The organism is Planomicrobium sp. CPCC 101079 (assembly GCF_007859275.1).
GTDB lineage: Bacteria > Bacillota > Bacilli > Bacillales_A > Planococcaceae > Planococcus.
This window is the reverse complement of the sequence record NZ_VOHC01000030.1, coordinates 99261-119251: the sequence shown is the minus strand read 5'-3', so window position 1 is coordinate 119251 and position 19991 is coordinate 99261. Positions and strand designations below refer to the sequence as shown.

Here is a 19991-nt window from a genome sequence, read left to right as displayed (position 1 = left end):
GTTCCTCCTAAATTTCTTCTTTTATTTGAATAAACTCAATCCATTTTAGGATCGAGGGCATCACGTAATCCGTCCCCTAAAAAGTTAAACGATAAAACCAGCAGGATGATCGCAAGGCCGGGGAAGATGGCCAGGTAAGAATGCGACTCCAGGTAAGTGCTGCCGATTTTCAAGATATTGCCCCATTCGGGAATATGAGGTTCCACGCCAAGACCAAGATAGCTCAAACTGCTCGTCGCGATAACAGCGCCGCCGATTGTCAATGTGGCTTTAACGATCATCGGCGCCAGGGAATTAGGGACGATATGCTTGAAAATAATTTCCGCGTCACCAGCGCCAAGTGCGCGGGCAGAGTCGACATATTCCAGATTGGATACCATCAAGACGTTAGCACGCATCGTTCTGGCATATGTAGGAATGGAACCCACACTAAGCGCGATGATCAAGTTGGTTGTGCTCGCGCCGAACGCGGCGATGATGGCGATGGCAAGAAGTATTCCGGGAATGGCATACAGCACATCGAGCAGCCGCATGATGACGTTATCGGTACGCCGCCCGTAATAGCCAGCGAAAGCACCTAAGATTCCGCCGATGACGACCGGGATAAGTGTGGAGATGATTCCGACGGTGAGTGAAATTCGTGCGCCAAATACAATTCGCGAAAACAAGTCGCGGCCAAAGTCATCGGTCCCGAGCGGATACGCCAGGCTCGGCGATTCGAGCAAAGCTTCATAATTGTTTTCAACCGCCAACGCATAATCGAACGTCAAGTAGCTGCAGATGGAAATAGAGAAGATGAAAACAATGAAAAACATGCCGAGCATGGCCGTCATATTGCGGGTGATTTTATCCCAGACAAGATGCCATTGCCCGACGCCCGGGCGATTCTGATTCCGGATTTTGAAAATCAGGCTTAATCCGAGCACGAGAGCGAATAAATTTCCTGTTAATGCGGTAACGATTAGCGGAATAGCTAGGAACATCAATCGCGAATGCGCGCTATCGGCGGTTACATATTTTGCGACAAGGAGCAGCGCTGCGATGTAGAGCGCCACGACAATCAGCAAGGCGAGCATTCCGATTGGGAACAAGTCCGCGACATATGGTTTAAACAAATTCAATGCTGAAACAGCGATGATGAAAAGTTGGGCCATCACCATATAGACTGCAAATGTGTATTCAGGTGTTTTTTGTTTTTTAAGAAGATTAAACGCAAAAATAGCAGTGAAAACATTTGCAGTCAGGATGCTGAGCAATTGGATATAGCCTAAGCGCCGCGTCTTTTCTTGGACAGATCCGAGCTTTATGAGGTCCCGTTTGATCAGCAGCGTGACGCCAAATTGGATCGCTGTAAAAATTGCGTAAGCGATTGTTATTGCAAAGAAGGCCGGTTTGATGCCGCCGGTGCTGTAGTCAAAGCTATTGGCCAGCAGAACGAGCGTCAATGCAAGCGAAACAACCGACGTGAAACTCGACTGTGTGTATTCGGACGACATTTTCAGCACGCGTTTAACGGTATTTGTTTTTTCTATTTCCTGGATGACCGACATCATGACACCTGCTTTAATATTTTTTCATCTTGGACCGGATGCGTGGATCGAAAAATGCATACAATAGGTCGATGATAACGTTGACTAATGAAATGGTTATGGCGATATAAACAACACCGCCTAAAATACTTGGAATATCGGGAACGAATTGCTTATCAACGATATAACTGCCAATTCCGCTGATATTGAATACTTTTTCAGTGACAGCAGCGCCGCCAAGCATGCCGCCGAACAACAAACCGATGACGGTAATGATGGGGATCATGGCATTGCCGAATGCGTGCTTCCACAATACATAGCGTTCGCTTAGGCCTTTCGCTTTCGCGGTGATGATATAGTCTTCATTGATCACTTCAAGCATGGAAGACCGCGTCATCCGCGCGACAGAAGCGGTCAATGCCGTGCCTAAAACAACGACCGGCATGACCATCGACAGCCAGTTCGACGGATTGTAAGTTGCCGGCAGCCATTCCAAATTGATGGAGAAGCCTAGGATAAAAATCAGCCCTTGCCAAAAGTTTGGAATCGATAAACCAATCAGAGCGATAAACATCAATGTATAGTCCAGAAACGAATTCGGGCGCGTTGCCGAAATGATTCCGACGGGAATGGCAATTAGGATCGCCATTAACAGCGCAAAAATAGTCAACGTGAACGTCACAGGAAACTTGCCGGCGATAGTCGCCGCGACATCTTCATTTCCTTCATAAGATGAACCAAGATCAAATGTCACAATGCCTTTGACAGCATCCCACAACTGAGCGAAATAAGATTGATCAAGTCCGTAAATCCGGTTGAAATTATCGATTTGCTGCTGGGTGGCCGATTCGCCGAGTAAGTTTGCCGCCGGATCGAATGGCGACAGATACAGAATGGTGAACACCAGGACGACGACGCCAAAGATGACGAAGATGCTCATGATGAGGCGTTCGAATATGTACTTCAGGTAGAAGTTGCTGTACAGCAGGATGAGCCCGTACATTAAAATTCCGGGAACAAAAGAAAAGAGTAAAAACTCGGGTCTCTTCAGAAAATCCTGAAATGTTCCTTGGAAAGTAACGCGCTTTTTCCCTTGGTCGGCGTATGCAGCTTGTGCAGTTTCCAAAACTTTCTTGTCGAGTTCTTCGTCTGCCCATTTGTCTGCCTGTTGATCAAGGCCCTGTTCATCGATCGGCTTGTTGAAGAAAAGATGCTTTTGCACGAGCTGCTCCCGAAAGTCCTGCTTCAGCCGCTCGCGATAACCCGTATCAAGAAGAAATTCCTTCTTCTCTTTTAACAAGAGATAGAAAGCATCGTTATTTTTTCGATACAAGTAGAAGAAAAAAACAACTATCGTTACGGGCAGCCCCAGTAAGAGCAGCAATAAATTATAGGAAGAGCGCAGGCTCATTTTTTCATATGTAAGGCGAATTAAATCAGTACTATCGTTGTTGCGAGTTAGTGCTTTTTCAGCTTTTATCAACAAAATAACGCCCTTTCCAGCTAAATTGCATAATTCCGAGTGGTATAGTATAGTTTAAGTTACATATAAATGGAAGTCAACGGTTCATTACAAGGAAATGCAATTATTTACTACATACTGGCAGGTGCGAAAAATGGAAGCTATTTTAGAAGTTAAAAATCTCCGTGTCTCCTTTCAAACAGGAGAAAAAGAGTTCGAAGCAGTGCGGGGTGTAAGTTTCGATGTTAAAAAAGGGGAGACCTTGGGAATTGTAGGCGAGTCGGGGAGCGGCAAAAGTGTCACTGCCCGCACAATCATGCGTTTATTGCCATCGCCTCCTTCCTTTATAAAAGAAGGGGAAGTTACTTTTCTGGGAGAAAACCTTGCCCATAAAACAGAAAAGGAAATGGAAGAAATCCGCGGGCGCGATATCGGCATGATTTTCCAGGATCCCATGACTTCACTAAATCCGACCATCCGAATCGGGGATCAAATCGCAGAAAGCCTGATGAAGCACCAAAGGATAGGGAAAGCTGAAGCGAAAGCCCAGGCGATTGACATTTTGAAGCTAGTGGGAATCCGGGACAGTGCGGTGCGCTATAACCAATACCCGCACGAATTTTCGGGCGGCATGCGGCAACGGGTCATGATTGCCATCGCCCTTGCTTGCCGCCCGACCTTACTGATCGCCGACGAGCCAACTACGGCACTGGATGTGACGATTCAAGCGCAAATTTTAAATGTTATGAAAGACATCCAGCAGAAAATGGGTACATCCATTATTTTGATCACGCACGACCTTGGTGTTGTCGCAGGAATGTGCGACCGGGTAGCGGTCATGAAAGACGGGGAAATTGTTGAGACCGGAACAACCGAAGAGATTTTTGAAAGTCCAAAGCACCCGTATACCCAAAAGCTATTGAACGCTTTGCCGCGCCTTGATGAAAAGAAAAAAGCAAAGCGGACTCCGCTCGCGGCAATCGGCGATGATTCGGTAAAGCCGCTGCTCCACGTGGAATCACTCAAGCAGCATTTCGATATGGGCAAAGGCAATACCGTTAAAGCCGTTGATGATATTTCGTTTTTCATCCGGCGCGGTGAAACGCTTGGCCTGGTAGGGGAATCAGGTTCCGGCAAGTCGACGACGGGTCGTGCCATTCTGCGCCTCCATGAGCCGACAGACGGCAATGTCTTATACGAAGGCATGTCGGTCAACCGGCTGTCGAAAAAAGAAATGAAGATGATGCGGCGCCATATGCAGATGATTTTCCAAGATCCGTATTCTTCGCTTAATCCAAGGTTGAAAGTGCTGGATATTATCGGACAAGCGCTGGACCTCCATAAGCTTAGCGCGTCCAAAGAAGAGCGGAAAAGACGGGTGGAAGAGCTGCTCGAAATGGTTGGCCTCGACGCTTCACATGCTCTCCGGTATCCGCATGAATTTTCAGGAGGGCAGCGCCAGCGCATTGGCATCGCCCGGGCGCTGGCGGTTGAGCCGAATTTTATCGTCTGTGATGAACCCTTGTCCGCACTTGATGTATCGATTCAATCGCAAATTGTCGAGCTGTTGGAAGATCTGCAGCACAGGCTGGGATTGACGTATTTGTTTATCGCGCATGACTTGTCGATGGTCAAACACATCAGCGACCGAGTAGCTGTTATGTATGCCGGGAAAATTGTCGAGCTTGCGGAAAGCGAAGAGCTGTATGCTAACCCGCAGCACGAATATACAAAATCGCTGTTGTCCGCGATTCCGATTCCTGATCCGAAAATTGAGTCGAAGAAAAAGCGGACTTTAATGGCTGAACAAACGACAGCGGATCGATACAATTTGTTGAATTCGCATCTTGTCGAAGTGTCTGAAGGGCATTGGGTAGCGCAAGTGAAGAACTAGAGCAGGGAGGCGGGTGCAGGTCTTGCAGTTCTAAATCCGCCGGACTAATCATATAGCATAACAAACAAAACAACCCCCGTTCCGGCACTAAACCGGAACGGGGGTTGTTGCTTAGGCGATTCCTATTAAGAGAGAAATGCCAAGCAGTACAATACTGAATGTCCACATGATCGCAAGCGAGTAGCGGATGTGGCGGCCCATTTCAAGGCCGGCCAAACCTAGTGCAAGCCAAAGGGCTGGCGAGAATGGGCTGATGAATGTACCGATGATATTCCCGATGATCATCGTGTAGGCGACGGATAAAGACGAAACGCCAAATCCGGTCACGACTTGTTCGACGATTGGGAACAGGGCGAAATAATAGGCATCTGTACTGAGCAGTAAATCAAACGGCACACCGAAGAATCCGATAATGATGTGAAGATAAGGAACAACAAAAGCTGGTAAGATTTTGACCAAATCGTTGGCGATTGAATCGAGCATCAAGGTGCCGTTTAGGATTCCAAGGAACGAACCTGCTGCCAAGATGATAGCCGCCATAAGCAAGGCGTTCGGCGCGTGATCTTTGATCCGGTCCATTTGATCTTTCATATTCGGGTAATTCAATGGCAAGGCAAGGCTGACTCCGATCATGAAGGCAAATCCTGCAGGAATGATGCCCCAGACAAGCACGCCGATTACGGCTAGCGCCAAAATCGTGTTAGCCCACAGCAATTTTGGACGGCGCAGAGCTGCGGCTTTTAATGATGCCTCGTCTTGAGCATCTTTTGCCCGTGGAGCGGCTTCTTCGAAAAGTTCTTCATTGAAATCACCGCGTTTGGCGATTATGCGCTTTTCGCGGATTGCCAGCAAGATTGCAAGCCCAACCAGCAGCACGAGTCCGATCACCTGGATTTTGATAAGCGGACGCCACAGCTCTGTGACATCGACGCCAAGAACGGCCGCAGTCCGTCCAAGCGGCCCGCCCCATGGCAGCATGTTCATGATGCTTGCAGAAGTTCCGACCAGTAACAACAGCAAATAAGGATTCATTTTCAACCGTTTGTAAAGCGGCAGCAAAGCGGGAATCGTGATCAGGAATGTAGAGGCGCCGGAGCCGTCAAGTTGCGCGACAGCAGCGATCAATACGGTTCCGATAGCCACCGCGATGACATTGCCGCGTGAAACCGCAATCATTTTATTGATCAAAGGATCAAACAAGCCGACATCCTGCATGATGCCGAAAAACAAGATGGCAAAGATGAACATGATAACAACACTCATAACGGACTCGATGCCGCTGTTGAAAAAGCCGCCGATTTCGGAAAAGTTAAAACCTGCTGCAAAGGCTGCAGCGATCGGCACAAGAACAAGTGCAATAATCGGTGTGATCTTGTTGCTGATAAGCAAAGCGACGATGACTACAATGGTCATTAAACCAATGATGCTTAACATAGAAGTTCCTCCCTTTAAATAAAAATTAAGTCAAGGGAAAAATGAAAACGCATACAAAAGAGTTTTCATTTTAAAATCCCTTTGTTTCAAAGTTATAGAATTTAACTTATCACAGAGGGATTTGAAAAATAAGATTATTCAACTAAGAAAACTAATGATCGTTCTGGGTGTTTTGTTCATTTTGTCCACGGAATGTAACGTCTTTCAGGACGGCCGATTTCTCCGTAATTCAATTGGGGTTTTGCCTCGCCGATGGAAACCAAGTGTTCGAGGTAGCGGCGGGCAGTGGAGCGGCTAACGCCGACCGCTTTGCCGGTTTCCATAGCATTGACGCCATCTGGCTCTGACTCTTTTAAAATGTTCAACACACCGAGCAAGGTCAATTGGTCGATGCCTTTAGGCAACGAGCCATCCGGATGGGGAGGCGCTGAAAGTGGGAAAGCGGGCTGCATGCCGATCAAGCGGTCGATATCCGCCTGTTCCAGTTCCTGGCTTGAAGCAAGCATGAATTTTTGCTCACGGTAACGAATCAAGGCCTTTTCGAAACGCTCAAAATCGACCGGTTTCACAAGGTAATCGTAAATGCCGCCGTGCAGCACTTCCTCGACAGTGGACGTTTCTTTTGCGGCCGACAGCATGATGATGCCAATCTGGTGAAATGAATTACGGATTTCCCAAAACAGTTCAAGTCCTCTGCGGTCCGGAATAAAAACATCCAGCAAAATCAAATCCGGCAACCGGCCGCCGCTATTCAAAAATTCCATGGCTTCATCTCCTGTTTTTGCAACAGCAGCCACTTGATAGCCCTCAACTTGTTCAACCAATTGGCGGTTAATCTCCGCGACACGGAAATCATCTTCTATGATCAAAACGTGCAATTTCTCGTTCATCTTCTCTACTCCTTTTCGGTAATGACACAATAAAGCAGGCACCGCCAAGATCGCTTTCTTCTGCATGCAGTTCACCGCCGGCAAGCTCGGCCAAGCGCTTCGTGGTGCTCAAGCCATAGCCCCGGTCTCTTCCGGTTTTTGATGAGAAGCCTTCATCAAACATTCTGCTTTCGGATTCACTTGGAATACCAGGTCCTGAATCGTCAATTTCCAACAAAATATCGGTGCCGACATCAGTGAAATACAACGAAATGCACCGGTTCTCGGCCGGTTTTTCTTTCACGGCGTCGAGTGCATTGTCAATCAAGTTGCCGATTGCCGCAAGGAGGGCATCTTTCTGCAAATCACTCAACGGCGTTTTAAGGCGGCTGTCTGGATCGATGGCCAGTTGGACTTGTTGTTCGCTTGCCTGATTGAGTTTGCCCAGCAAAATGCCGCTGATCAATGGATCTGAAACTTTGCCGATCAATTGCCGGATCCATTCCTGCTGAATGTCATTTTCCATGCGGATAAACTCAAGCACTTCTTGTTTTTTGTTCAGATGAACAAGCCCGGAGATGGTATATAGCTTATTTGAAAATTCATGTGTCTGTGCCCGCAGCGCGTTAGCATATTGTTTTACTTGGGATAATTCCTTGGTCAGCTGATCAATTTCGGTTTTGTTCCGGAAAGTTGAAACTGCGCCAACCAATGTGTTTTCGTAGAAGATCGGGCCCGAATTGACATAAACAGCATGGCTGCCATATCGGCGTTCCTTATCGTAATGGCTTTTTTGAGTGGCAAGAATTTCAGGCAGATCGGAAGTGGGCAAGACTTGGCTGATGGGTTCTCCAATCAATTTGTCAGCCGAGACATCCCTGCCGAACAGCAATTGCTGCGCCATGTGATTAAGGAGGGTGATTTGTCCTTTGGAATTGACCGCGATGATACCTTCGTGGGTCGATTGCAAAATCGTTTCTTTTTGAAGCAACAGCCGCGAGATTTCTTCAGGCTCCAGACCGTGCAGCTTGTGCTTGAGGTAGGATGCAATGCCGATGGCTGCTATGGCCGCGACCAATCCAATCGCCAGCAGCATCAGCCACAATTCTTTGTTGTAGTTGCTGATCAGCGTTTGGATGTCATCCGCCAGAAAACCGACAGAGACAACGCCGATGATTTTGTTTTCCGAGTAGATCGGCACTTTGGCTCGCAGAGAGCTGCCGAGCGAACCGGTCGCTTTGGAAAGGTAGGTTTCGCCTTTTAGAAGCGCCCGTTCGTTGTCTTCACCGACCATCTTTCGGCCAATCTGTTCCAGATTCGGATGCGAATAGCGGATTTCGTCCATATTGCCGACTACGATAAATTCAGCGTCAATTGACTGCTGAATTGGCGAAATGAGCGGCTGGATAATGGCCGCCGGATCATCTTCCGAAAATGCCTGGGCAATGGCTGGATTGAGCGCTATGCTCTCCGCTACACTCAAAGCCCGCTCACCTAATTGGGTTTCCAAAGTATCTGTCATAAAGTAATCGAGAAAAACCCCCATCACAAGGACGATAGCCAAAATCAACGATCCGATCAATAAAATCATGGTCGCTTTTAAGTTCAACGCATTGCTTGGCTGATTGAGCTGTTTCTGGATATCGGTTCTATCGAATTGAATCATAATAAGAAGCTCCTTAATGAATATCTGCTTTGGTAATAATACCATATGTGGAAGGGGAGAATCGGCGACAAGAAAATGAGCGAGTACACCAAAAAAGCAAACCGCCGAAAGAAGGGGTTTGCTTGTAACGCTCTTTTAATTTACTTGTTGTTTGTAAATCCGCCATCAATCCCAATCACTTCGCCATTGATGTATTGGGCTTTAGGCGTCAATAAGAATGCGATGATTTCAGCAACTTCTTCGGGAATGCCAAGGCGCTTCTGTGGAATACCGATTGCTGCATTGGCTTCAAAGACTGTTTTGACCATGTATTTGAGTGTTAGCTGCGGGAGTTGTTTTTTTCTCTTGTGCTTCGTGCAGTTTTACCATTGCAAAACGGGCGAGCGGCTGAATGACAATACTTTCGGCAATCAAGGCAATTACGAAATTCCGCGGCCAATTGCGCAGCCAGTTGCCAAAGATTTCAGCATGGAAGCCGTTGCTGATGACATCGCCGATAAATGTCATAACAATCGACATTCCTAGAACCGTAAAGAGGATGCGGAACAGGACTTTGGAGTTGAAGCTGTCTGTCGGCTCAGTGAATTTTGCGGTCAATGCTTCTGCAATGCGGCCGATTACAACCGGTTCAAGGACCATAACAATCACCCAAGCAAGCGGTATGATTTTCAAAATGGCAAACGCTATTTCTTTGTTGAATGTGCCGGCAAAGTAAATGGCATTGAATGATACCATCAGTATAACGGTCAATGTACAGATGATGGCGCCATACAGGAAGCCCTCTTTGCCGTTTTGCGGCAGTCTTTTTTCTTGGTGCATGTTTTTCTTCCTTTCAAAATACGTATACTCGACCTTGTTTATACACGAAATCAACCTACAGGTAAGTGCTATGAAATACACTGTTGCGAACCGATAGAAGAGGTGTAAACTCAAACTAAAGGCGGTAGTCAGTTGGGTCTAGAGGCTACTATAGCAAAGTGGATGCTTTGCTCGTAAGTGTCTATTTTGTGTCTGGTTGAGATATGAAAACCAGCTGTTGAAAAAGGAGGGGATTTTGTGGTTTATGTTGCATTGCTGCGGGGCATCAACGTCGGCGGAAACAACAAAATAGACATGAAAACGCTGAAGCGAGTGTTTGAAGAAGCGGGCATGTCTGCGGTCAAAACGTACATCAATTCCGGCAACATCATCTTCACCGATGCCAGCCGCACGAAAAATGACATAACAACCATTTTGGAGTCGGCGATTTTCGCGCATTTCGCTTTACAGATCAAAGTGCTGGTCTACAACTTTGATGAGTTCTCAAAGATTGCGGAATCAATACCTGTGAAGTGGACCAACGATACCGCGATGAAAAGTGATGTCCTGTTTCTGTGGGAAGAAGTTGACTCGGAATCCGTGATGGAAAAGTTGTTCATCAAACCGGAAATCGATGCCGTTCACTATGTTCCGGGTGCCATTCTCTGGTCAGTGGACCGGGAAAAAGTCACGAGGAGCGGAATGTCAAAGATCATCGGCACCCCTCTTTATAAACTTGTTACTATCCGGAACGTCAATACTGTACGCAAGCTCTATGGGATGATGAAAACCGAATAGAAGGCAATGCCGCACGCTTGGAGCAATCCAGGTAGTGCGGTTTTTTAATTGGTTAAAGGCAGCTTTTTCATCTTCAGACGATGCACAGCAGTTTTGCGGAATAGCAAAAATGTATTATTCTTTGCACAATCCTCACACTTCTTAATGTTTCCTTAACAATACCTACACAATCGAAGTTTACACTGGAATTACAGTAAACCAGGAATATAAGAGGAGGAAATTACATGAACAAGATTTTTTCAGGCGTTGGAATTCTTACGATGACCGCGCTTTTAGCAGCGTGTGGAAGCGGGCAAGAAGAAGTGGGCAATAGCGCAGAGGCAGTAAGCGGTTCGGCGGTTGCCGGTTCTCTTGATTTTTATACTTCTCAGCCGGACGCAGATGCGCAGGCGCTTGTTAACGCGTTTGTTGAAAAAAATCCGGATGTGAAAGTGAATACGTTCCGTTCCGGCACTGAAGAAGTCGTTTCGAAAATCCAGGCGGAAAACCAGGCGGGCGATATCCAGGCGGATGTCTTGTTGGTGGCGGATTCAGTAACGTTTGAGAACTTTAAAGAAGAAGACTTGTTGATGGGATACAAGTCGCCGGAAGCTGAAGCGATCGATGAAGCTTTCGTGGATCCGGACGGTGCTTATACAGGAACAAAAGTTATGGCAACGGGCCTTGTGGTTAACACGAAAAACGTTAAAGAGCTTCCAGACAGCTGGGCAGTGTTGACTGACGATGCAACAAAAGGCCAGTCGGCCATGCCGAGCCCGCTTTACTCTGGCGCTGCGGCATACAACCTTGGCGTCATGACAAAACAAGAGGGAATGGGATGGGAATTGTATGAAAGCCTGCGTTCGAACGACATCACCATTACACAAGGCAATGGCGCAGTACTTGAAGGTGTTGCGATGGGCGAACAGAACTACGGCATGATTGTTGATTACCTGGCTGCACGGGCGGAAAGCGATGGTAGCCCCGTTGAACTGGTGTATCCGAAAGAAGGCGTGCCGGTCATCACAGAACCGGTAGGCATCATGGAGAATACCGATAATGAAGAAGCGGCGAAAGCGTTTGTCGATTTCATCTTGTCTGAAGAGGGCCAGGAGTTGGCGTCGGAGCTGGGGTATACACCGATCCGTGAAGGCATCGAAGCGCCAGAAGGCTTGAAAACCTTAGATGAAATGACAGTTTTAGAAGCGGACACAGGCGAACTTTTGAAAACGCGTGAAGACGACAAAGTAAAATTCGGGGAAATTTTCGGCCAATGACCGCGCCTCCGGATTTGGCTACAAGGAGCTAACGCCATGATCATTAAACAGCAAATGGATGAAGAGAGAAGAAAGGGTTTGCCCCCTTTCTCTCTTTTTTTTCAAAACAAAAACATCTATAAAGGGCTCGGCTTGCTGGCAGTGTTTCTGCTATTTTTGCTGCCGGTTCTCCGGCTCGTCTGGCTCAGTTTTGTAGATGAAGGTTCATTGACTTTCGATTATTACACGGAAATCCTTAAAGAACAGGCGACATGGTCGACTGTCCAGAACACAATGGTTATTGTGCTGGGCTCGACGGTTTTAGCGCTCGTCTTAGGTGTGGCATTTTCCTATATCGTAGCGTATGTGCATATAAGAGGAAAACGGGCGATGCAACTGTTCATCTTCCTGCCGTTCATCATTCCTTCCTATATTACAACATTGGCATGGACCCAATTTTTCGGCGGATCCGGACCAGTCTCCGCGCTTCTGGCTTTATTGCCAGGAAATCTGCAGGCACCGAACCTTTACAGCACCGGCGGCATCATCTTGCTGCTCGGTCTGTCGCATTATCCGCTCGTCTATTTGTTCACGGTTAATGTGTTCCGGAAAATTCCGCGTGATTTGGAAGAAGCGGCGGCGACGTCCGGCTTGTCGAAAAAGCAGGCATTTCGAAAAGTCGTGCTGCCGCTGGCGCTTCCTGGAATAGCAAGCGGCGGGCTGATTGCCTTTTTATCAAATCTGGATAATTTCGGGATTCCAGCCTTCTTAGGGACACCGTCAAATATCCGGGTTCTTAGCACATATATTTACGAACAAGTTGTGGGCTTTGGGCCGCAAGCTTTTTCACGGGCAGCGGTTTTATCCGTCATGCTCGGTGTCATTGCACTGTTTGGCACTTTGCTTCAATGGTTCTTGCTGCGGCGCAGCCGGGTTACTGAAACGGTGCGCGGCGATATGAACCCGCGCATTTTCTTAAAACCTGTTCGGCAAGCATTTTTAGAAAGCGTGCTATGGATATTCTTGCTTGTAACTAGTTTAATGCCGCTTGTCGCAATGGGGGCCTTGTCGCTAATTTCCGCTTACGGCGTGCCGTTTACGTTAGAAAATCTATCTCTGAAAAATTACGAATATGTTTTTTTCACCGATATGAAGCCGCTGGCCGCTTTGTCGAATAGCCTACAGTTAGCGATAGTGACAATGGTTATTTGTTTGGTCCTAGGAACAATTCTCGCGTATCTCCGCTTTAAATTTCCGGAATGGAGCACAAAGACAGCGGAGCTCTTTATCACAATTCCGTATGCACTGCCGGGAACAGTGTTCGCGCTTTGCATGATTTTCATGTGGATGGAGCCGGTTCCAGGATGGAATCCGGGCATTTACGGCACTGCGCTGATTTTATTCATCGCATATGCCACAAGGTTTATGGTGCTGCAAATCAGGGGCAGCTATACCGCTTTTTTGCAAATTGATCCCTCGATGGACGAAGCCGCTAGAACTTCTGGTGCAAGAGCTTTGGCCAGGTGGCGAAAAGTATTATTGCCGCTGTTGTTCCCGGGGATTTTAAGCGGCGCGCTTCTCGTGTTTTTGATGGCGCTGACCGAATTGACGGTATCGAGCCTTTTGTGGTCAAGCGGCACAGAGACGGTCGGGGTTGTCATCTTCGGCTATGAGCAGGCGGGCTATTCCACCTATTCGACCGCCTTTTCGACGGTTCTGGTGCTTGGGATATTGCTTGGGGGACTGCTGTTTATGGTGCTTGGTAAACTATGGGATAGAAAGGTGCTGAAGACAAAATGATCGAATTAGTGGGTGTTTCCAAAAGATACGGTTCGTTTACGGCGTTGCATGAAGTGGACTTGGAAATTGAACGCGGTGAATTCATCGCAATTCTCGGACCGTCAGGCTGCGGGAAAACGACATTATTGAAATTGCTTGCCGGATTTATGGGGCCGACGGATGGATTCATCGTCATGGATGACTCCACTGTAGCATCAGCAAAACGAGTCACGCCGCCTGAGAAGCGCAACATCGGCATGGTTTTTCAATCGTTTGCACTGTGGCCGCATATGACGATTGCGGAGCATGTTGAATTTCCGCTGAATCATCACCAGAACAGGAAAAAGGAAAGCAAGCAGGAAGTACAGGCGCGAATTGGCGAAGTGCTGAAACTTGTCGGCTTGGACAGTTTTTCGGAGCGCTATCCTTCCGAGCTGTCAGGCGGACAAAAACAGCGGGTGGCGCTTGCAAGGGCGATTGCACCGAGGCCAAACTTGATGTTGATGGATGAACCGTTCAGTGCGCTTGATGTGGAGCTCCGGATGGAAATGCGCAAAGAGATCCAAAAGCTTCATCGGGAAACCGGTGCTTCTATTGTGTTTGTCACTCACGACCAAAGCGAGGCGCTGGCCATTGCTGACCGGATTGTAGTCATGAACAAAGGGCGGATTGAACAAATCGCTTCTCCGGAAATGATTTATACGCGGCCGGAAACAGAATTTGTCGCGACGTTTGTCGGAAAATGCAACTTGGTTAAGGGGCAATGGCAAGACGGCAACTTTATCCCGAAAATCAATCCACGGTGCCTGTGGTCAGATATGGGTGTCGCCAAAGCTTTTAAAAAGAATGGCATTTACCCAGTACGCCCTGAACAGTTGCAGCTGTCAATGGTAGCTTTGAACGGAGTGCATGGCCGTGTAACGTTCGTGCAGTATCAGGGCCATGAAATTCACTATACCGTAGAAATTTTAGGCGAAACATGGACAGTCCATGAATCGGTGTATTCGCCTCGGTTCTATGTCGGCGATGAAGTGACAGTCGGCTTGAAAAAAGCGGTGAGACCGGAAAAAGTGCTAGTTTCGAACTAAGATAGATTTTCAGTCAGCAAAATAAAAAACAAAAAATCCGCTTTCGAGAAACCTTAGTTTCTCGAAAGCGGATTTTTGATTGTTCACAGGAACAGATGGGCGAACACAACAAGGATCGGCAAGGTGATCACTGTGCGCAAGATAAAAATGGCAGCAAGTTCCCAAAACTTAACAGGTATATTTGAACGAAGGATCAAGATGCCGATTTCGGACATGTAAATGATTTGCGTCAGTGAGACACCCGCGAGGACAAAACGGGTCAATTCACTTTCAATGCCGCTGCCAAGAACAGCCGGCAGAAACATGTCGGCAAAACCGACGAGGAAAGTTGGTGCGGCTTCAGCAGCTTCCGGCAATCCAAGCAATGTCAGCACCGGAATCAATGGATAGGAAATGATATTGAACAAGGGTGTATATTCTGCGACCACCAAAGCCACTGTGCCAAGCGCCATGACTAACGGAATCAGCGCCAGCCAGATGTCGAGTACAGTTTCAACGCCTGACTGCATTAATTTTTTCGGGCTTGCAGTACGGCTTGCTTTGAGGCGGGCCTCATCAAAACCCCATTTGACCAATGACACACCTTCTGGAATGGTGTCGTCGATCTGTTTGCCGACCGGCGCATAATAATCATCCTTTTTACGGGATAACGGGGGAATGCGTGGCATGATGATGGCAGCTATAAAACAAGCGACCGATACGGCAAGATAAAACGGCAGGAACAAATGCCCGATGCCCACAACATTCGCCACAACCAAACTGAAAGCGACAGATGCAATCGAGAAAGTTGTCGCAATAACTGAAGCTTCACGCTGCGTGTAATAGCCTTCATCGTATTGCTTCATTGTCACCAAAACACCGACCGGCGCCGCGCCCATCCACGAGGCCATGGCGTCGATCGAGGAACGGCCCGGCAAGGTGAAGACAGGACGCATGAACTTATTGACGAGAGCACCGACAAATTCCATCAACCCGAATTCCACCAGCAATGGCAATAAGAAACCGGCGAACAAGAACCAAGTCAACAGGACTGGGGCTAAATCATACAGGACGACCCCGCCTGTTGCGCGGGAAGCGATTGCTTCAGGCCCGATTTCATAGAAAGCCATGATGCCGAAGAGAAAACCGAGCACCCGTACAGCGAGCCCGAACGGCCCGATTATGAAAGTGGCTCGCAGAAAAGGCGAGTTTTTCACAAAGGCAGGTTTCAGAATGGTGGCCATTAGACTGGCGATCGCTGAAAATCCGAGTAGGAATAAGATGAATGCGGGAATCGTTTCGCCGAAAACGGATAATAGAAAAGATGCTAAAATCCCGACGCCAATGTTCACTTCTCCGTTATAAGGGAGCGGACATAAGAACAGCAACGCTCCGATAATGGAAGGAATTAAAAACTTCCATGTATCGGAAGGGGAAATCTTTTTGTTGTCATGCTGAAGCATGGCCATATATTCTCCTCCTTAATCATTAATGTATAAAATATACATTAATATGCAATGTGAATACAAGGAGAATTTATAGGGATCTAAAATATGAACGGTTATTTGTTCGATAATAAAGGATTTTATTACTTTTTAAGAAGTAAAAATTCAAGACAGTAAAATGGTATTTGTGAAATCTGTATAAAAATACATAATCTTTATTGCTGGCTTATGGAGTTTCTAATTAACGTTTCTCTCTTTTTAAAACGCCTGCTGCTGAAATCACATCATCGTTCCAAACCATAGGCCGAGCGTTGTGCCGATATAATTGCCGATAATGTAGCCGATGGTCCCGACCACAAGGATAGGCCCGATCAACTCTTTCCAGCCTTTGGCTATTGCCATGGCTGCAGCGGTCGTAGGTCCGCCAATATTGGCGTTGGTGACAAGCAAAATTTCTTCCAAATCATATTTGAAAAGCTTTCCGGCCGTTAAAGACAACAGCAAGTTGAACGTTACAATAATAGCGACAAATATCAATAGTAACGGCGCATTCTGGATAATGAGCGGGATGGAAGCGGGTATCCCGATGACAACGAAAAAGAGGTAGATCAAGAACGTGCCGATTTCCTGGCTCCCGTTGATGCTGTCAAAATAGCGCGGGAAAAATGCCAAAGCCAAAAACGTCAAAGTGGTCAAAATCAGGTAGTTGTCCCCGAACAAGCCGTTAAGCAGGTTCCAGCCAAATGATACGCCGTCTCCGGAAGGGATGAGTTCTGCAAAAAAACCGGCGATTTTAAATGAAATGATTACGAGGAAAAAGGCCGTTCCAATAGATAATGCGATATCTTTTAGAGAAATATCTTGGCGTTTCCAAAAGCTTTCTGCATTTGTTTTCCCGCCGGCTGTTTCCGATTCTTTTTCGACTTGCTGCACATGCGGATGCGGAAAGCGACTTCTGAAGAAACCGAGTGTCGGAATGGCCATTAAGATAACAAAGAATGTCGCCATCATCAAGTTATCAGCGACGATGGCGGCCGACACCATATCTTCTGGAGCTTCGAACTTAGCGGTCATTGCGGCAAAGTTGACGCCGCCCCCGACATAGGATGCACTCATCATCGCACCGATTCTATCAAGAAACGGGATATAGTCTTTCAATAAGAAGAAACTAATAATTGTTCCGGCGATTGTCCCGATAGAACTAATGAGAAAAATAAGCAGCATCCGTCCGCTTTCTTGCCAAATTTTCTTGAAGTTCACATGAAATAGCAGCAACGGAATCGCGAGTGGGATAATAAACGACCAGACTGCGTCGTAAACCGGCGAAGCGGTCGGAATAATTCCTGTATTGGATAAAATAATGGCTGAAACGAGTGCAATGATGGCGCCGGAAATTTTCCCGGCCCAGCTGTATTTCTGCTCCAGCACAATGCTCATGGCCGCAACTATGACAATGATTCCCCAAAGTGTAATAAGGTCGTCCGGTTTGATTAGTGAGTTTTCCACATTAACTTCCTCCTTTTTTTGAACATTCCTATTTGGCAGCATTTTTACATATTTTTATTGTATTACAATTATTTTGATAATTGAAGGGAGAGCAGGAGTGGGCGGACGAGAAAGGCTGCAGGATTTTTCTTTCGGTTCAGCGCAGAGGCGTTTAGTAATCTGGTGAATAGGGAAATCTTTTGAAATATAGTTGTCCGGCAATTGAGGAAAATAGCAATTTTTCTAAAGGAGGAAAACCCGGATGGATGGAAACGCTTCATCATCTCAAGAGGCAATGGAAAAGGTCAACAAACTGATAAAAGGCATCGAAGTGGCCATGTTGACGACGATCTCAGATAACAAGGCGGTATCCCGTCCGATGCAGACCCAAGAAGCGGAATTTGACGGGGACCTTTGGTTTGTAACGATGAAAGACACAGCCAAGTATCAGGAGATTTTGGCAAACCCGTCAGTCAATGTGGCGTACTCAGGTAAATCCTATGTTTCGGTCAGCGGTACGGCTGAATTCAGTGAAGATTTGGAACGGAAAAAGCAATACTGGAATCCGGTTTTCGACAAGCTGTTAGAAACCTCTTACGATGATCCGAACGTCGTCTTGATCAAAGTGGCAGCGGATTCAGCCGAATACTGGGAGTCGGGCAATCCATTAAAGACGATAACGAAATTCGCAAAAAAACTCACGACCAATGAAAGATTGGATAAAGATGACAACGAATTGAACGATACAGTGGATTTTGACAATCAGTAAAGGGACGAAGGAAATTAATGAAGCAGCACCCTGATTCGCAAGGTTCTACAGCCTTGGATTGCGGATTGAGGTGCTGTTTCAGTAGTTTATTTTTCTGAGGGCAACTATATACATATCCTTTGGAAATACAAGATCTTGGGAGCGGAAGAAAGAGGTTCGTTTTTATACTATTAATAAGTATGTTAAAATTATTGAAGTTATTGTTTAATTTATTTTATTTGAGAGGTGAAATATGAAAAAAGCGACACAAGTATTTTGGTATTCGATCATAATATCGCTCATTGTTGTTCTTTGGGGAGCAATTGCTCCTGAAAACTTGGAATCGTTTACGACTAACGTGACAAGCCAATTGACGGCGAAATTCGGCTGGTTCTACCTATTGCTAGTTATCGCCATTCTTCTTTTCTGTGTTTATATGATGTTTTCCCGCTTCGGTAATGTGAAACTGGGAAAGAAGGATGACGAGCCCGAATTCAGCCGGTTGTCATGGTTTGCAATGCTCTTTAGCGCCGGTATGGGAATGGGGCTGGTTTTCTGGACAACCGCTGAACCAATTTCCCACGCTTTCACCAATAGCCCGGTGGCAGAAGAAGGAAGCAATCAAGCAATACAAGACGCATTGAAGTATTCTTTTTTCCATTGGGGGATACACGCTTGGGCGGTTTATGGAATCGTCGGCTTGATTCTTGCTTATTTTAAGTTCAACCGTGGACGGCCCGGGCTCATCAGTGCGACACTGATTCCATTGTTTGGGGAAAAGCTCATGCATGGAGGACTTGGAAGAGCGGTTGATGTGCTTGCGGTCTTTGCAACAGTAGTCGGCGTAGCAGCCACACTGGGCTTTGGTTCCGCACAAATCACCGGCGGTCTGTCTTTTCTGTTCGGTACGCCAAATAACTTCACTGTCCAACTGATTGTGCTTGCTATTGCGACAGTGCTGTTCATCTGGTCGGCGTGGTCGGGAATCGGCCGAGGCATCAAGTATTTGAGTAATATCAATATGGTGCTGGCCGCAGTATTGATGATTCTTTTGTTCATCGTGGGTCCGACGATGTATATTGTCAACATGTTCACACATACACTCGGCAGTTATATTACCGACTTTTTTAGAATGAGTTTGCGGCTGGCTCCGCTCGATGAAGAAAGCCGAAGCTGGATCAACGGCTGGACAATTTTCTACTGGGCTTGGTGGGTTTCGTGGGCACCGTTTGTCGGAATTTTCATCGCCCGGATTTCCAAAGGGCGCACAGTAAAAGAGTTTATGTTCAGTGTCTTGCTGCTGCCTGCACTCGTCTGTTTCATCTTCTTCTCGGTATTTGGGGTTTCTGCCCTGCAGCTCGAACAGCTTGGAATTGCGACCATCTCAAGTTTTACCCTAGAGACATCGACGTTTGGTGTGCTTGCGGAATACCCGCTTGGAACGTTCATGTCCATGCTGACCATTATCGTCATCGCCATTTTCTTTATCACGTCGGCAGATTCGGCAACATTCGTGCTTGGCATGTTGAGCACAAATGGACTTTTGAATCCAAGTAATTCTGTAAAAATCACATGGGGGCTGATTCAGTCATCCGTTGCTGCAGTCGTTGTTTACTTTGGCGGAACGCAAGGTTTACAGAATATGCTGATCATTGCCGCTCTGCCTTTTGCGCTTGTTATTATTATGATGGGCATCTCCTTTTTAAAGGATATTCAGACAGAAGTCCGACCGCGACGCAAATAAATTAGAAGCACCGTTTCCTTTAAGGGAGCGGTGCTTTT

At 46.9% G+C, this 19991-nt stretch carries 15 protein-coding genes and 1 pseudogene; 7 read left to right on the top strand and 9 right to left on the bottom strand.

The window, feature by feature from the left end:
- Positions 1-35: 35 nt before the first annotated feature.
- Together FQV28_RS15710 and FQV28_RS15705 are read right to left on the bottom strand one after the other, a co-directional pair.
- A complete protein-coding gene (locus FQV28_RS15710) occupies positions 36-1550 on the bottom strand; it encodes an ABC transporter permease (protein ID WP_146497456.1) in 1515 nt (504 codons plus the stop codon).
- Between the two features lie 13 nt (positions 1551-1563).
- The gene (locus tag FQV28_RS15705; RefSeq protein WP_146497558.1) at positions 1564-2940 is read right to left on the bottom strand and encodes an ABC transporter permease; all 1377 of its coding nucleotides are present in this window, start codon (positions 2938-2940) and stop codon (positions 1564-1566) included.
- Between the two features lie 205 nt (positions 2941-3145).
- Between FQV28_RS15705 and FQV28_RS15700 the strand changes: the two genes are divergently transcribed.
- Entirely contained in the window at positions 3146-4885 is a 1740-nt protein-coding gene (locus FQV28_RS15700) for an ABC transporter ATP-binding protein (RefSeq protein WP_146497455.1), read from the top strand.
- 111 nt (positions 4886-4996) lie between these two features.
- Here the strand turns inward: FQV28_RS15700 and FQV28_RS15695 are convergent, their stop codons facing one another.
- The 5 genes and pseudogenes from FQV28_RS15695 to FQV28_RS15675 all read right to left on the bottom strand — a co-directional run bounded on the left by FQV28_RS15695 (position 4997) and on the right by FQV28_RS15675 (position 9493).
- Positions 4997-6319, bottom strand: coding sequence for a CitMHS family transporter (locus tag FQV28_RS15695; RefSeq protein WP_146497454.1), 1323 nt, complete (start codon positions 6317-6319; stop codon positions 4997-4999).
- A gap of 176 nt (positions 6320-6495) precedes the next feature.
- A complete protein-coding gene (locus tag FQV28_RS15690; RefSeq protein ID WP_146497453.1) occupies positions 6496-7209 on the bottom strand; it encodes a response regulator in 714 nt (237 codons plus the stop codon).
- On the bottom strand, positions 7172-8854 hold the full coding sequence (locus FQV28_RS15685; protein ID WP_146497452.1) for an ATP-binding protein: 1683 nt from the start codon (positions 8852-8854) through the stop codon (positions 7172-7174). The genes FQV28_RS15690 and FQV28_RS15685 overlap by 38 nt, the downstream gene beginning before the upstream one ends.
- 140 nt (positions 8855-8994) lie before the next feature.
- Positions 8995-9162: pseudogene (locus tag FQV28_RS15680) on the bottom strand (SDR family oxidoreductase); the annotation flags it as partial.
- Positions 9143-9493 (bottom strand): DUF2798 domain-containing protein, encoded by a 351-nt coding sequence (locus tag FQV28_RS15675; RefSeq protein WP_370455143.1) that lies wholly within the window; start codon positions 9491-9493, stop codon positions 9143-9145. The gene FQV28_RS15675 and the pseudogene FQV28_RS15680, both read right to left, overlap by 20 nt.
- A gap of 417 nt (positions 9494-9910) precedes the next feature.
- On the opposite strand from FQV28_RS15675, the gene FQV28_RS15670 reads away from it, so the two are divergent.
- The 4 genes from FQV28_RS15670 (at position 9911) to FQV28_RS15655 (ending at position 14552) form a co-directional block, all read left to right on the top strand.
- The gene (locus FQV28_RS15670) at positions 9911-10450 is read left to right on the top strand and encodes a DUF1697 domain-containing protein (protein ID WP_146497450.1); all 540 of its coding nucleotides are present in this window, start codon (positions 9911-9913) and stop codon (positions 10448-10450) included.
- A 224-nt stretch (positions 10451-10674) separates the two neighbouring features.
- Positions 10675-11706, top strand: a complete 1032-nt coding sequence (locus tag FQV28_RS15665) for an ABC transporter substrate-binding protein (protein WP_146497449.1) — start codon at positions 10675-10677, stop codon at positions 11704-11706.
- A gap of 36 nt (positions 11707-11742) precedes the next feature.
- Positions 11743-13485 carry an ABC transporter permease gene (locus FQV28_RS15660; RefSeq protein WP_146497448.1) on the top strand — a complete coding sequence of 581 codons (1743 nt, stop codon included), beginning with the start codon at positions 11743-11745 and terminating at the stop codon, positions 13483-13485.
- Positions 13482-14552 carry an ABC transporter ATP-binding protein gene (locus tag FQV28_RS15655; protein ID WP_146497447.1) on the top strand — a complete coding sequence of 357 codons (1071 nt, stop codon included), beginning with the start codon at positions 13482-13484 and terminating at the stop codon, positions 14550-14552. Before FQV28_RS15660 ends, FQV28_RS15655 begins: the two co-directional genes overlap by 4 nt.
- Before the next feature lie 83 nt (positions 14553-14635).
- Here FQV28_RS15655 and FQV28_RS15650 read toward each other — a convergent pair whose 3' ends face one another.
- Positions 14636-16000: a YjiH family protein gene (locus FQV28_RS15650; RefSeq protein ID WP_146497446.1), complete on the bottom strand. Its 1365-nt coding sequence runs from the start codon at positions 15998-16000 to the stop codon at positions 14636-14638.
- 255 nt (positions 16001-16255) lie between these two features.
- Positions 16256-17482, bottom strand: coding sequence for a DUF819 family protein (locus FQV28_RS15645; RefSeq protein ID WP_146497445.1), 1227 nt, complete (start codon positions 17480-17482; stop codon positions 16256-16258).
- 241 nt (positions 17483-17723) lie between these two features.
- Between FQV28_RS15645 and FQV28_RS15640 the strand changes: the two genes are divergently transcribed.
- The gene (locus tag FQV28_RS15640; RefSeq protein ID WP_146497444.1) at positions 17724-18230 is read left to right on the top strand and encodes a pyridoxamine 5'-phosphate oxidase family protein; all 507 of its coding nucleotides are present in this window, start codon (positions 17724-17726) and stop codon (positions 18228-18230) included.
- A 232-nt stretch (positions 18231-18462) separates the two neighbouring features.
- The gene (locus FQV28_RS15635) at positions 18463-19953 is read left to right on the top strand and encodes a glycine betaine uptake BCCT transporter (RefSeq protein ID WP_146497443.1); all 1491 of its coding nucleotides are present in this window, start codon (positions 18463-18465) and stop codon (positions 19951-19953) included.
- Positions 19954-19991: the final 38 nt, after the last annotated feature.